Annotated in this window: 13 protein-coding genes; 11 read left to right on the top strand and 2 right to left on the bottom strand. The window is 52.1% G+C overall.

Annotated features, from left to right (window positions below):
* Positions 1 to 32 precede the first annotated feature (32 nt).
* Positions 33 to 1,046, bottom strand: coding sequence for a hypothetical protein (locus ABD892_RS15440; protein ID WP_345196775.1), 1,014 nt, complete (start codon positions 1,044 to 1,046; stop codon positions 33 to 35).
* 364 nt (positions 1,047 to 1,410) lie between these two features.
* Here ABD892_RS15440 and miaA point away from each other — a divergent pair, with 364 nt between their 5' ends.
* The 8 genes from miaA (at position 1,411) to ABD892_RS15400 (ending at position 9,660) form a co-directional block, all read left to right on the top strand.
* On the top strand, positions 1,411 to 2,367 hold the full coding sequence (miaA, locus tag ABD892_RS15435; RefSeq protein ID WP_345196774.1) for a tRNA (adenosine(37)-N6)-dimethylallyltransferase MiaA: 957 nt from the start codon (positions 1,411 to 1,413) through the stop codon (positions 2,365 to 2,367).
* Between the two features lie 267 nt (positions 2,368 to 2,634).
* Entirely contained in the window at positions 2,635 to 2,880 is a 246-nt protein-coding gene (hfq, locus tag ABD892_RS15430) for an RNA chaperone Hfq (protein WP_345196773.1), read from the top strand.
* A 192-nt stretch (positions 2,881 to 3,072) separates the two neighbouring features.
* Positions 3,073 to 4,368: a ribosome rescue GTPase HflX gene (gene hflX / locus ABD892_RS15425; protein WP_345196772.1), complete on the top strand. Its 1,296-nt coding sequence runs from the start codon at positions 3,073 to 3,075 to the stop codon at positions 4,366 to 4,368.
* Positions 4,369 to 4,687: 319 nt separating this feature from the next.
* On the top strand, positions 4,688 to 5,860 hold the full coding sequence (gene hflK, locus ABD892_RS15420) for an FtsH protease activity modulator HflK (protein ID WP_345196771.1): 1,173 nt from the start codon (positions 4,688 to 4,690) through the stop codon (positions 5,858 to 5,860).
* Entirely contained in the window at positions 5,857 to 6,729 is an 873-nt protein-coding gene (gene hflC / locus ABD892_RS15415) for a protease modulator HflC (protein WP_345196770.1), read from the top strand. The genes hflK and hflC overlap by 4 nt, the downstream gene beginning before the upstream one ends.
* Positions 6,730 to 6,867: 138 nt before the next feature.
* Positions 6,868 to 7,059, top strand: coding sequence for a DUF2065 domain-containing protein (locus tag ABD892_RS15410; RefSeq protein WP_211830016.1), 192 nt, complete (start codon positions 6,868 to 6,870; stop codon positions 7,057 to 7,059).
* 25 nt (positions 7,060 to 7,084) lie between these two features.
* Complete coding sequence (locus tag ABD892_RS15405; RefSeq protein WP_345196768.1) at positions 7,085 to 8,260, top strand: ATP phosphoribosyltransferase regulatory subunit; 1,176 nt, start codon at positions 7,085 to 7,087, stop codon at positions 8,258 to 8,260.
* A gap of 89 nt (positions 8,261 to 8,349) precedes the next feature.
* Positions 8,350 to 9,660: an adenylosuccinate synthase gene (locus ABD892_RS15400; protein ID WP_345196767.1), complete on the top strand. Its 1,311-nt coding sequence runs from the start codon at positions 8,350 to 8,352 to the stop codon at positions 9,658 to 9,660.
* 59 nt (positions 9,661 to 9,719) lie between these two features.
* On the opposite strand, the gene ABD892_RS15395 is transcribed toward ABD892_RS15400, so the two are convergent.
* Positions 9,720 to 10,148: a hypothetical protein gene (locus ABD892_RS15395; protein WP_345196765.1), complete on the bottom strand. Its 429-nt coding sequence runs from the start codon at positions 10,146 to 10,148 to the stop codon at positions 9,720 to 9,722.
* Between the two features lie 210 nt (positions 10,149 to 10,358).
* Between ABD892_RS15395 and rnr the strand changes: the two genes are divergently transcribed.
* Genes rnr through ABD892_RS15380 form a run of 3 tightly spaced genes read left to right on the top strand, consistent with a single transcriptional unit; the run spans position 10,359 to position 14,445 of the window.
* Positions 10,359 to 12,878 (top strand): ribonuclease R, encoded by a 2,520-nt coding sequence (gene rnr / locus ABD892_RS15390; protein ID WP_345196764.1) that lies wholly within the window; start codon positions 10,359 to 10,361, stop codon positions 12,876 to 12,878.
* A 58-nt stretch (positions 12,879 to 12,936) separates the two neighbouring features.
* Positions 12,937 to 13,680 carry a 23S rRNA (guanosine(2251)-2'-O)-methyltransferase RlmB gene (gene rlmB / locus ABD892_RS15385; protein ID WP_345196763.1) on the top strand — a complete coding sequence of 248 codons (744 nt, stop codon included), beginning with the start codon at positions 12,937 to 12,939 and terminating at the stop codon, positions 13,678 to 13,680.
* 48 nt (positions 13,681 to 13,728) lie between these two features.
* Positions 13,729 to 14,445, top strand: a complete 717-nt coding sequence (locus ABD892_RS15380; protein ID WP_345196762.1) for an NAD(P)-dependent oxidoreductase — start codon at positions 13,729 to 13,731, stop codon at positions 14,443 to 14,445.
* The last annotated feature ends 49 nt before the right edge of the window (positions 14,446 to 14,494 follow it).

Below are 14,494 nucleotides of genomic sequence, written 5' to 3'. Positions count from 1 at the left end.
TTCCGAGACTGGCAAATATTATCGAATACGCCTCATGCTGGCTGCCATGTGGTCTGCACAGGAGTTTTTGAGTACTTACGTTTACCTAGTGCCTGGATTTCGGTCGGTTGCAATAACTCATGTTGGGATTTTTCTACATCATGCCTTTGCTGGTTTTCTATTGTTGTTAATTGTGGCGTTACTGCAGCTCTCTCCTTCGTTTCAATGGATGTTGATTCATGAAATTTTAACGCTTTCGAAGGCACTGTAAGCGGTATGTCGATACTTGCGCTTTCCTCATGCTGCGTTAAAGCTTTTTGCTCTTGGGTATCTGTTTGTGGGGAAGGTTCATCATAATGTTGTGATACTGAATCTTCGGCAATGAGTGCATGCTCTAATTGTTGTAATGATGCTTCCGATTCAACCAGGAAAATAACGTTTTCGGGTCTGGAGGCTTCATCAGTTTCAATGATTGCTTCCTTAAGTTGTTGGAGCATGTCCCTTGTGGTAGTGCCGAGTACTTTGTTGTTGGTTTCGCAAAAAACTAACGTTCTTTTTGATGCTTCTGCATTCGATATTGTGGTGAGATTTTTTTGTATCTGAATTAGCGATGTCTTTAGGCTGAACGTCTTATCGACAATGCAGTGTATTATGCCTGAGTACGGCCTCATTTTTCGAGGTCTGGGTCTTGTTATGACCTGTCCAGGCTTTAGGTTTTTTATGCTTTTAGAATAAGGCGCATTTCTGGCTCTTGCACGAAAATGGTTGCGAATTTCTCTTCCGCAAAACTTCGCTATACGAATGTCGCGGCATAATAAATTGGTTTTGTTTTTAGTGGTTCTGACATATATGCCATTAACCAATGCAGTATTAGTAATTTCCCTTGTAATGCTCTCGTTCAATCTGTTTGGTTCTGGTGAAGAGATCGCTACATTAATTGTTGTGTTATGGATGACTCCGACCTTGTGGATTTTCATCGTTGCATCTTTGTGTGATTCTAAAATTGCTGGTAAATCAACGTGCAATGTTTTTTTAGGTGTCATGCTGATTGCTTGCTTTGTCTCCATGGTGTCGTAATCCTTCTACGTTAAAAGCTAGTGCTTAATTAATGAATCGTATGATTGACAATTTTAAGTTTTGTGTGTTTTTTTAATGTGAGTAAAAATAACTGATTTGTATGGATGTTCTAACTAAGGTTAGATGTAAAAATTTTATTTTTGCGCGGCCTTGCAATATACGTGCTTTATGTTTAATGGTGGTTTTATAGTTAATATACACATTAAAGAGTGTGGTGCTGCTTCGTCGTTTGTGTTTTTTATTTTTAGATTAAGAGCATTAATATGCGACCTCGTTTTAAATGAGGTGCTATGGCCTTTTTTTTTACTTATACTTTTGCATTCTATAAATTCGGCTTCATGTTGTTCCATTTGAATGATTGATTTACGTAAACCTCTGGCCATCTTCTTAATGGGGCCAACGGCTTCCGGGAAAACGGATCTGGCGGTATCGCTCGCGCAACAGCTGCCTTGTGACATCATCAGCGTTGATTCTGCCTTGGTGTACCGCGGAATGGATATCGGTTCTGCCAAGCCGGATGCCGAGTTGTTGGCCAAGGCACCCCATCGGCTGATTGATATTCGTGATCCGTCCGAGCCGTATTCTGCGGCAGAGTTCCGACAGGATGCATTGCAAGAAATGGCTGAGATTGTCGGGCGAGGACGTATTCCACTGCTGGTCGGTGGCACTATGTTGTATTTCAAAACCCTGCGGGATGGCTTGGCGGAATTGCCGGGAGCGGATGAGTTGGTGCGTCAGGACATTGATGCACAGGCAGAACGCGAGGGCTGGCCTGCTGTGCATGCGAAGCTGGCAGCGGTTGACCCGGTCTCAGCCGCAAGGATTCACCCGACAGATCCACAACGACTCTCGCGCGCGTTAGAAGTCTATCTGGTCAGTGGCCGGACAATGACAGAACTGCGTGCAGAGCAGGCTAATAATAAGGAAACGCATGACGGTTTCCCCTATCGCCTGATCAATCTGGCGGTTGCCCCTGAAGAACGCAAGGTTTTACATGAACGGATAGCGCTGCGCTTTCACCAGATGCTTCAACAGGGCTTTATGGATGAAGTGCAGCATTTATATGCTCGTGGCGATCTGGACTACAAACTGCCCGCTATTCGCTCTGTCGGCTACCGGCAGGCATGGGAGCATCTGGCAGGGGAACTAACATTCGATGAGATGGTCGAACGTAGTGTGATCGCAACGCGGCAACTGGCCAAACGTCAGCTGACCTGGTTGCGGAGCTGGCCTGATCTTCATTGGCTCGACAGCCTGTCACCGAATCTGGTGGATGACGCCTTGAAAGTCATCACCCCTAACCTCACATAGAGGCTATGGTTTTTCGGAAGGTTGATCAGCTGAAGGGCTGGCAGCTTACGTGCTATTGGATGTCCTCTGCAAGGTAGCCATGCAGTAGCTAGTATTACTTATTGTACGTATAAGGTGCCTGACCTAAGGTTGCTCGACCCTTGCAGACTGTATGTAGCGTAATCAATTTCCTGTCTGAACAGGAAGAACATGCTACTCTAGGTATACAGTCTTACCGGACTAGAGCACAGGCTTTAAATAATTCGATAAATAAGAAGGAGTACGGAAATGTCAAAAGGGCATTCCCTACAAGACCCTTACCTCAACGTTCTTCGCAAAGAGCGAGTACCCGTATCCATTTACCTGGTTAACGGCATCAAGTTGCAGGGTCAGATTGAGTCTTTCGATCAGTTCGTGATCCTGCTGAAGAACACTGTCAGCCAGATGGTCTACAAGCACGCAGTTTCCACTGTGGTTCCCGGTCGTCCCGTTCGCCTGCCCATGCAGGAGCCCGGACAAGACGTTCAGGACTGAATCCTGAGGTCTGGTGCTCTCTGAACCTCGAGCTGTTTCCGACCAATCGCCCGGGCGAGTTCCGTACCTCTCCTAACAGGATTTACAAAAAACCGGATACCGTTTCTAACGGTGTCCGGTTTTTTGTTGTTGCCGAGTACCGGCCGATGCGTGCATATTGCGCCTATCCATTGATTAATCAGGAGCTGTAGTTTGTTTTTCGAGCGCCATGAAGGTGGTGAAAAAGCGGTCCTGGTGCACCCTGAATGCTACAACGAACAGGACAGGGAAGACCCTTCCGAATTTCGTGAACTGGTGCGTTCCTCCGGTGTTGAAGAAGCCGCATTTTTAACGGTACCGGGCGGTAATATCAGCCCCCGCTATTTTGTCGGTATCGGTAAGCTGGAAGAGATCCGTCAATATGTGATTGCGACTGAGGCGGATGTTGTTCTGTTTAACCACGCACTGAGTCCCAGTCAGGAACGCAATCTGGAGCGTGAGCTGAAATGCCGGGTGGTTGACCGAACCGGTCTTATTCTCGACATCTTTGCCCAGCGGGCCCGTACCCACGAAGGTAAATTGCAGGTTGAGTTGGCGCAACTGGAATACATGAGTACACGACTGGTTCGTGGCTGGACTCACCTTGAACGTCAGAAAGGTGGGATAGGTTTGCGGGGCCCCGGTGAAACCCAGCTAGAAACAGATCGACGATTACTGAGGGCACGAATCAAATCGATTCATCGCCGACTGGAGAAGGTGAAGAGTCAGCGTGATCAGAGTCGGCGCTCCCGAAAACGGGCTGAGATACCGTTGGTGTCATTGGTGGGTTATACCAATGCCGGCAAGTCGACACTGTTTAATGTGCTGACTGAATCGGATGTTTATGCAGCCGATCAACTGTTTGCAACCCTTGATCCGACACTGCGCAAGATACAGATGACGGATTTTGGTTCTGTCATTTTGGCCGATACTGTGGGTTTTATACGTCATCTGCCACATAAGTTGGTACAGGCTTTTCGGGCAACACTGGAAGAGTCAGCGGGTGCTGATCTGCTCTTGCACGTGATCGACAGTCATGACCCTGAGCGGCAGGAGAACATCGATCAGGTGGCCCTGGTGCTGGAAGAGATAGATGCCCATGAATTGCCGCGTCTGGATGTCTATAACAAGATCGATCTGATGCCGGGTGTTGAGCCTCACATTGATCGGGATGAACACGGTCGTCCTCGTCGGGTCTGGATCTCCGCAATGAATAACCAGGGGCTGGAGCTTGTGCATCATGCTGTAGCCGAGTTATTGGCCGGTGACATTGTCCATGAATACCTGTCTCTGGGGTTCAATAATGGGCGCTTACGTGCACGGCTGTATGCCATGGGCGTGGTTCAATCCGAAGCGTATGATGACAACGGGCAACCTTTGCTGGAAATACGCATGCCCCGTGATGAGCTGGTGCGGTTGCTCAACCAGGAGGGAATGGATGCTTCAGCTTACGTTCTTGAGCAGGATTAAATCGGCCAGGTGGCATTGGTAATACGGTACAAAGTGTTATAGTGATGCATTATCGGTAAGTACTTATCCGTGCCCGGTCTTCTGCTATTCTGGTGCTCGCTGACCGCGCATGGTTGCTTCCGGTATCCGTGAAACTCTACAATCTGCATTATTGGCAATCAGGAACGTGGCCACAAGGCTGCGGATGCCAGGGGCAACTGCCGTTATGCCGTACCGGCTTTCGGATCTTTATCCGGTAGTAGTGGCGGCACCGCTCTTTCCCTGTATCCTTGCAGGATGCTCAGACAGTAGTTGTGCAACTCTGACGACGGAGAACTCTATGGCCTGGAACGAGCCGGGTGGAAACAAACAGGATCCCTGGGGTGGCGGAAACCGTGGTGGTAACCAGGGGCCGCCGGATCTGGACGAGGCACTACGCAAGTTTCAACAGAAGCTCAGCGGTATTTTTGGTGGCAAGGGTGGCCCTTCTTCAGGCAAGCGTCCTTCTGGTGGCGGAGGCGGTGGCGGCCTGGTGGTCGGCGCGGTCGTCATCGCGATTGTGGCGTACCTGTTCAATGCAGTTTATGTGGTGGACGAAAAGGAGCGGGCTGTTATCCTCCGCTTTGGTAAATATGTTGAGACTGTCGATCCTGGTCTGCATATGTATTTCCCGCCATTTGAAACCAAGTTTCAGGATGTGGTGACCGAATACCGTTCTTATCCTGTCAGCCAGGAAATGCTGACCGAAGATGAGAATATCGTCGAGGTGGCGTTGTCGGTCCAGTACAACATTTCGAATCTGAAAGATTATGTGCTGAACGTCGCGAACCCTGACAAAGCTTTGAAAGAGGCGACTCAGAGCGCGTTGCGTCACGTGGTGGGTAGTTCCGAAATGCACTCTGTGCTGACGGAAGGTCGTGAGGTGCTCGGCGATGAAGTCAAAGAGCGTCTGCAGTCTTACCTGAACAGCTATGGCACCGGTCTGTATATCAGTAAGGTGAACGTGGAGAGTGCGCATCCGCCCAAGCAGGTACAGGCTGCGTTTGACGACGTTATCCGTGCACGTGAGGATGAGGAGCGCGCCAAGAACGAAGCGGAAGCCTACGCCAACCAGGTGGTACCGGAAGCCCGAGGTGATGCCCAGCGTATCATTGAAGAGGCCAACGGTTACCGCGAGGAAGTGGTGTCCCGAGCAGACGGTGAGGCGGAGCGATTCACCAAGTTACTGGCGGAATACAAGAAAGCGCCGGGCGTCACCCGCGAGCGTCTTTACCTCGACACAATGCAGGATGTTCTTGGCTCAACCAGTAAGGTGCTGGTGGATGTCAAAGGTGGTAACAACATGATGTACCTGCCGCTGGACAAGTTGATGGAGAATCAGAAGAAGAGTTCTTCCTCAACCGGCGCCACAGGCGAGCTGACAGCGCAGGAGTTGGATGAGCTGACGGATCGTGTTACGGCTGAATTGAACCGTCGCGCATCCAATGCCCGGACAGGGAGGAGTGTACGATGAACTCTAAAGCCATGACTGCCCTGATCCTGATTGGTATCGTTCTGCTGGGTGTGTTGAGCAGTGTGTATGTGGTGTCTGAGCGTGAGCGTGCGGTACTGTTACGTTTTGGTGAAATCATCAAGCCAGACGTGAAGCCGGGCCTGCACTTCAAGGTGCCATTCATCGACAAACTGCGTGTCTTCGATGGTCGTATCCAGACACTGGATGTGCCACAGGAGCGTTTCTTCACCCAGGAGAAGAAAGCCGTAATTGTTGATGCCTACATCAAGTGGCGCATTGCGAATGTTCAGGAATTTTACCGGGCAACCTCGGGTGATGCGTTCCGTGCAAACACCCTGCTGTCTCAGCGTGCGGGTTCACGTTTGAGGGAGAAGTTTGGTGTCCTGACATTGAACGAGGTGGTCTCCGGTCAGCGGGATGAGCTGATGACCGAGATTACCCAGACCCTGAACAGGTCGGTTGAACGCCTGGGTATGCAGGTACTGGACGTACGGGTCAAGAAGATCGATCTGCCCCCCCAGGTCAGCGACTCAGTCTTTGACCGGATGTCTTCTGAGCGTCGTAAGGAAGCCCAGGAGTATCGCTCCAAGGGTAACGAGATGGCCAAGGCGATCCGCGCGAATGCCGATCGTGAGCGTCAGGTCATTATTGCTGCGGCATACCGTGATTCGGAAAAAATTCGTGGTGATGGCGATGCCAAGGCGGCCGGAATTTATTCAAATGCTTACGGTGCGGATGAAGAGTTTTACTCGTTCTACCGTAGCCTGAAGGCTTATCGAGATACCTTTGACAGCCGCTCGGATATCCTGCTGCTGGAGCCTGACAGCGAGTTCTTCCGGTTCATGAATAGCTCAACAGGCAAGCAATAACACGCCCTGTGATAAAAACGCCCGGAACCATCCGGGCGTTTTTATGTACCCCGCACGGGGCGGATGGTATGATTGCGCAAACCGGGGAAAGCCCGGTTTTTTCATGTGCGTCGTACGGGTCAGATTGCAGAGAGATGTATGAGTTTCTGGCATGAACTTATCGTAGCCTTCTGCCTGCTGTTGGTGCTGGAGGGTATCCTTCCCTTCCTTTATCCGCAGCGCTGGCGTCGTCTGGTTGAACAACTGGCGACGGTGGATGACCGTACCCTCAGAATCTGTGGTCTGATCAGCATGCTGGCAGGTACGCTGCTGCTGTATCTGGTGCGTTGAACCGTTAGCAAGCGAGAGCAGAATCATGACAATAGCCGACCGCTGGCTGCTACCCGACGGTATTGAGGAAGTACTGCCGCCCCAGGCGTGGCAGGTGGAAACCATGCGCAGGACATTGCTGGATCTGTATGCCTCCTGGGGCTACGAACTGGTGATACCGCCGCATATTGAATTTCTGGAATCGCTCTCAGCTGGAGCCGGTAACGATCTGGAGCTGCAGACGTTCAAGATTACCGATCAGCTGACCGGTCGCATGATGGGGTTACGTGCAGATACGACCCCTGCGGTTGCTCGGATGGATGCACATACACTGAATCGCACGACACCAGCGCGTCTTTGTTATGCGGGCAGTGTCTTCCATACCCGGCCGGCTTCGCTTGCCGCATCACGGACACCGATTCAGGTGGGCGCCGAGCTATACGGCCATGCCGGTGCGGCCAGCGATATCGAGGTGATCAGCCTCATGCTGGAAACATTGGCAGCTGTCGGTATCGACAATCCACATGTGGATCTTGGCCATGTGGATATTTTCAGGCAGCTGACTAGCGCCGCCGGCCTGAATGGCGTTCAGGAAGCAGAACTCTTCGATGCGCTGCAACGCAAGGCGAACCCGGAGATTCTGCAATATCTGGCCGATTGGGCTGTTGCTCCCTCCCCGGGGCGTATGCTGGCAGAGCTGTCACGTCTCAGTGGTGGACGAGAGGTTCTGGTTGACGCAAGAATGGTTTTTGCTGATGCACCCGCATCTGTCATTGAGGCTATCGAGACCCTGGAGACGATTGCAGATAACCTTTCAGCGGTGTATCCGCAGGTTGAACTCTATTTCGACCTCTCTGAACTCCGGGGCTATAACTACCACACGGGTGTCGTGTTTTCCGCCTACCTGCCCGAAGAAGGTCAGGCTATCGCCAAGGGTGGGCGTTATGACGGCATTGGAGAGGTGTTTGGCCGGGCTCGTCCGGCCACGGGTTTCAGTACTGATTTGAAAGCCCTGATGCGCTTGGGCAATGGTGAGCCAGAGGTTATACGTGGCATTCTGGCACCCGTTGATGCGGACAAAACCGTGGTCAGGCAGCTGCGCGAACAGGGTGAAAAAGTGATCTACAGTTTACCGGGGCAAACCGAGTCTGCCCGGGATATCGGATGTGATCGCGAACTGAAACTGACAGACGGCAGCTGGCAGGTGATACCGGTGGGTTGACGTCAACGTCAGAAGGAACTGGGTGGGTGCCGCCGGTAAATGACGACTGTCGTTCCGGGCGGACATTTTTTTTTTACTGAGACTTTATCATGGGCAAGAACGTAGTCATTCTGGGAACCCAGTGGGGCGACGAAGGCAAGGGCAAGATTGTTGACCTGCTGACTGATCAGGCATCTGCTGTCGTACGTTTTCAGGGCGGCCATAATGCGGGTCACACGCTGGTTATTGACGGCGAAAAGACCGTACTTCACCTCATTCCATCCGGTATCCTGCGTGACAACGTAACCTGCTATATCGGTAATGGTGTTGTACTGTCTCCGGAAGCGCTGCTTAAGGAGATGGCAGAACTGGAAGAACGTGGTGTGCCTGTTCGCGAGCGTTTGCGCCTGAGCCCGGCCTGCCCGCTGATCCTTTCCTACCACGTAGCACTGGACCAGGCCCGCGAAGCGGCATTGGGTAAGGACAAAATCGGTACCACCGGTCGTGGTATCGGCCCGGCTTATGAAGACAAGGTATCCCGTCGCGGTCTGCGTCTGGGGGATCTTCTGCATCCGGAGCGTTTCGCAGAGAAACTGAAGTCTGTATTGGAATACCATAACTTTGTTCTGCAGAACTACTACAAGGCCGAGCCCGTTGATTTCCAGAAACAGCTGGATGAAGCACTGGCCATGGGTAAAGAGCTGGCACCCATGATTGATCGCGTCAGCGACAGCCTGCACGATCATCGTCGTCAGGGTGAGAGCATCATGTTTGAAGGTGCACAGGGTTCCATGCTGGACATCGACCACGGTACCTATCCTTTCGTCACCTCTTCCAACACAACCGCCGGTGGTACTGCAACCGGTAGTGGCATGGGTCCCCTGTACCTGGATTATGTGCTGGGTATTACCAAGGCTTACACCACTCGTGTCGGTTCCGGTCCGTTCCCGACCGAGCTGCTGGATGAAAATGGTCAGCACAATGAAACCGGTGCTTATCTGGCGGAGAAAGGCCACGAGTTCGGCGCGACAACCGGTCGTCCCCGTCGTTGTGGTTGGCTGGATGCGGTTGCCCTGCGTCAGGCTATTCAGATCAACAGTGTTTCCGGTCTGTGCCTGACCAAGCTGGATGTACTGGATGGTCTGGAAACCGTGAAGGTTTGTACGGCTTACCGTAATGCTGAAGGTGAGGACATCGTGACTCCGATCGATATTGAGGAGTACGAAACCCTGACGCCGGTTTACGAAGAACTGCCTGGCTGGTCTGAGTCTACCTTCGGCGCCAAGAGCATGGACGAGCTGCCAGAAAATGCCCGTGCTTATATCAAGCGTGTAGAAGAGATCGCCGGTGCGCCAGTGGATATTATCTCTACCGGTCCTGACCGTAACGAGACCATTATCCTGCGTCATCCGTTTGCCTGATTAAGGCATCGTATCGCCGCCTCATGAACGGGGCGGCGCATTCTGAGCTTGCTATAGCGCTAACCCGTCAGTGCGTGAAAATACCAGTTCACCAGGAATACGCTGAGGATGGTGGTGATAAAACCGCCAAAGGTAATCCAGAATTGTCGGCTTAGGCCGTGCATCTCGGTGCGAACAGCGGCTATTTCGGTTTTCATTTCAGCTCTGACTTCCTTGATTTCTGCTCTCAGGGAACTCACTTCACCATGCATATCTGTTCGCAGATCTCGGACATCCGAAGCGACTGACCGAACATCGTCCCGCAAATCAGACATCGCCTTTTCATTACGAAACTGCATTTGCAGCATCGTTTCCTGGAAGACCATCAAATCCTTTTTAGTAGCGACATGTTCAGGATCCAGCGATTTGTCCATCCTGCGTGCCAGATCCGCATCAATACCAATGCGTGTCAGCTCATCGAACAGGCTGGCACCTTGCGTGTCAGGCATATTGAAAGACTCCCTCAATACATTATTGATTCTTCAACTGTGCAGGAAAGGTAGACGCAGCAGGAAAAAGCAGCAAATTACCGGTAAGCCGTCATCGCTAGTCACGAGAGGGCTGCGTATACTATGCAACAGGCTATCAGTGAGTCCGACCATGGCATCCGCGTCGATGCAGGCAGGGCTTCAGGCAAACAGATTTGATCAGGATGACCCATGCCAGAATGGTGGAGAGACGCCGACCCGAATGCAAAGCAGGAAAAACAGAGTTATGACAACCCTGTGCCCAGCCGCGCATTGATTATGAACTACCTCGATGAACGGGGTGCGCCGGCGACGCATGAAGTCCTCTGCCGGGAATTTGAGCTGGATGATGATGACCAGGTCGAAGCGCTGCGCCGCCGTCTGATTGCCATGGCGCGTGACGGACAGCTGATCCAGACCCGAAAGGGCGCCTTCGGGCTGCTGAACAAGATGGATCTGATTACCGGCAAGGTTCAGGGGCATCGTGATGGGTTTGGTTTTGTTCTGCCGGACGGGGAAGGGGATGACCTGTTCCTGACGTCTCGCCAGATGAGCGAATTGTATGATGGCGACCGCGTCGTTGTCCGCCAGACCGATGTGGATAACCGTGGCCGTCGCTACTGTGCAGTGGTCGAGATTCTAGAGCGCAGTGTTACCCAGGTCGTCGGCAAGTACTTCGAGCGTGATGGAACGGGTTTTGTAGAGCCCGATCACCGTCGTATGACCAGTGAGATCATGATCAAGCCGGGGCCACTGCTGCCACTGCGGGGGCAGTACGTGGTGGTGGAGATTATTGAGTACCCCACCAGACGTGCACTGGCGACAGGTATCGTCAAGGAGATCCTTGGCGACAAGATGGCCCCGGGTATGGAAGTGGAGATTGCAGTACGCAGCCACAATATTCCCCATACCTGGCCGGAAGCGGTTGAGGAACAGGTCAGCACGTTTTCCCCCAATGTTCCGAGCCGGGATAAGAAAAACCGGGTAGACCTGAGACAGATGCCGTTTGTCACCATTGATGGTGAAGATGCCCGCGATTTCGACGATGCCGTGTATTGCGAGCAGAAGCGGAGTGGTGGCTGGCGATTGTTTGTCGCGATTGCCGATGTTTCACATTATGTGAAGCCAAAAACCGCACTGGATAATGAAGCCCAGAACCGTGGCACATCAGTTTATTTCCCCGGTCACGTGATTCCGATGTTGCCGGAGGTGCTATCCAATGGCCTTTGTTCGCTGAATCCGAAAGTGGACCGGCTGGCCATGGTCTGTGAAATGACCATCAGTGCACACGGTAAACTCAGTGGTTACCAGTTTTATGAAGGTTTGATTCAGTCCCATGCACGGCTGACGTATACCGAGGTTGGCGCCTTGCTGGAGCATCCGGATACTCCAGAAGGAGAGAAAGTCGCTCGTACCTACGCGAAGCTGGTTCCCCACCTGAATACCCTTTATACGCTGTACAAGGTGCTGCATGCCGGACGGGTAGAGCGCGGCGCCATTGATTTTGATACGGTGGAAACAAAAATTGTGTTCAGCGATGAACGCAAGATTGAAAAGATTGTTCCGACAGAACGGAATGATGCCCATCGTTTGATTGAAGAATGTATGCTCTGCGCGAATGTGGCGACGGCGAAGTTTCTTGAAAAACACGCATTGCCGGCGCTCTATCGCATACACGAAGGTCCCAGCAGTGAAAAGCTGGAAAACCTGTACAGCTTTCTGGGCGAGCTTGGCCTGTTCCTGCCGGGTCGAAGCCAGCCGGAACCCAGTGATTACCAGCAGTTACTGGAGCGTATTAAGGATCGCCCAGACTTCCTGATCATTCAGACCATGCTGCTGCGTTCATTGAGCCAAGCTGTCTACAGTCCGGATAATATCGGACATTTTGGTCTGGCTTATCCTGCGTATGCACATTTCACGTCGCCAATACGTCGTTATCCTGACCTGTTGGTGCATCGTGCTATACGATACGTGATCCGTTCAGAAATGCCCTCCCGTCACGTTAAGCGGGTTGAGGGAGCATCGGTTCTTAAGAAAAAGGCCATCTTCCCTTACGAAACGGCAGATATGTTGGCACTCGGTGAACACTGTTCCATGACGGAACGGCGCGCTGACGATGCGACCCGTGACGCCATGGATTCCCTGAAATGCCAGTATATGCAGGGACATATCGGGGAGGTCTACGATGGGCTGGTAGCGACAGTGACCGGCTTTGGCCTGTTTGTTGAACTCAACGATATTTATGTGACCGGCCTCGTACATATCAGTAACCTGCCTGGCGATTATTACCACTTTGAATCTTCCCAGCAGCGTCTGGTCGGTGAGCGTACGGCCATGATGTTCCGCCTGGGGGATGAACTTCGAGTACGGGTTGTTCGGGTTGATCTGGATGAAAAAACGATCGACTTCGAACTGGCGGATGCACCAAAGAGTCGTCGTAAAGGCCGTGCTCCGGTGCGTAAGCAGGAGACAGCAAAAGACAGACGCCGTGGAGCAAGGGCTGAGGATGAACGCCCCGGGAAAAAGCCTTCGCGTAAGAAGAAGGTAAAAAGTAGTAAAGCGGGGGGCGGCAAAAAGGCGAAAGGCCGCAGCAAAGCGGCTAAAAAAACTACAGGAAGCAGTGCTCCTAAAGCGGTTAAAAAGCCAGCAGCTAAAAAAGGGGGCGGTAAAGCACCGTCCCGAACACCGAGAAAACGCCCTGTCACAAGATGACGGTTGGTTGAAGTTGTAATGCAGCCCGGTGGTTTTGATAACCGGGCGGAGAGAGTCAATGAGTAGTAGCGAAGGTTATTTTGGTGTTCATGCCGTCCAGGCGTTGTTGGACACACGTCCGGATCAGATTCTTGAAATCTGGTTCCAGCGGGGCAAACGGGGTGGACGAATTGATCGTCTCATTCAGCAAGCGGAAGAAACCGGTATTCCTGTACGTTTCGTGGACCGTGAGCGGTTGGAACGTAAGGCAGACGGCAATCACCAGGGCGTGGTTGCCATTGTGCGCGAAGCTAGAGTGTATCGGGAAAATGAACTCTATGAATTGCTGGATAATCTCAGTGAACTACCGTTTCTGCTGATTCTGGACAGTATTACTGATCCCCATAACCTGGGTGCCTGCCTGCGCTCGGCTGATGCGGCCGGTGTACACGCCGTGGTTGTGCCCAAAGATAATTCTGCACCACTCAATGGTACTGCCCGGAAGATTGCCTGTGGTGCTGCCGATACCGTGCCATTGGTGACAGTCACTAATCTGGCCCGGACCATGCGCGAGTTGAAAGAGCGCGGGATCTGGATGATTGGTACAGCCGGTGAAGCCAGTAGCAATATTTATACGACAGATCTTGTTGGGTCACTGGCACTGGTTATGGGGGCAGAGGACAAAGGCATGCGACGGCTGACTCGTGAGCACTGTGATGCACTGGTACACCTGCCCATGAGTGGTACCGTGAGTAGCCTGAATGTATCGGTTGCCACGGGTGTCTGCCTGTTTGAAGCGGTGCGTCAACGGATCAAGGCCTGAGTGGATACGTAAATAACGAAAGCGCAGTTGTGGGTGTTTGGGGGAAGTATGAAAGGGGTGATCCTGGATTGGGCAACACTGGGCCCTGGCGTTGATATCAGTCCATTGACTGATATTGACCTTGAGTGGTCGGTATACGATATGACGGCTTCGGAAGAGGTTACAGAGCGTATCCAGGATGCCGCTGTCGTGTTATCCAATAAAGTGGTCATCAACCGTGCGCATATGGAGGCTTTTCCAGCATTGCGTTACATCGGTGTCATGGCGACAGGGATGAACAATGTTGATCTTGAAGCTGCCAGCCAACGGGGCATCAAGGTCACGAATGTGACCGGTTACGGGACAGCCAGCGTTGCACAGCACGCATTTGCACTGATTCTATCCCTTGCGACATCACAACCACGCTATGCCCAGGCAAGTCGGGACGGCACCTGGTCTGCCAGCCCGATGTTTTGTCTGTTGGATTATCCGATCATGGAATTGCAGGGGCGTAAATTGCTCATTGTCGGATATGGCGAACTGGGGCAGGCGGTCGCCCGCCTAGCTGAAGCATTCGGTATGGACGTCATGATGGCTGCTATTCCCGGTTCATCTACCCGTGCGAAAGAAAGAATTGCGCTTGATGAAGGATTGGCCCAGGCAGATGTGGTTAGCCTTCACTGTCCGTTGACCGAGAAAACACGACATTTGATTGATAGCAGCCGGTTATCTCTGATGCAGTCTCACGCTTTGTTCCTTAAATCCCGCTTAACCTTGGGAATGTGAGCAAGCTGGCCGTACTTTTGGCAACAGAGTACAGTTTTTGCACAAAACG

Origin of the sequence: Kistimonas scapharcae, assembly GCF_039540975.1 — a bacterium.
GTDB classification, from domain to species: domain Bacteria; phylum Pseudomonadota; class Gammaproteobacteria; order Pseudomonadales; family Endozoicomonadaceae; genus Kistimonas; species Kistimonas scapharcae.
Note: the sequence above shows the minus strand (reverse complement) of the source record. Positions and strands in the feature narration are given on the sequence as shown.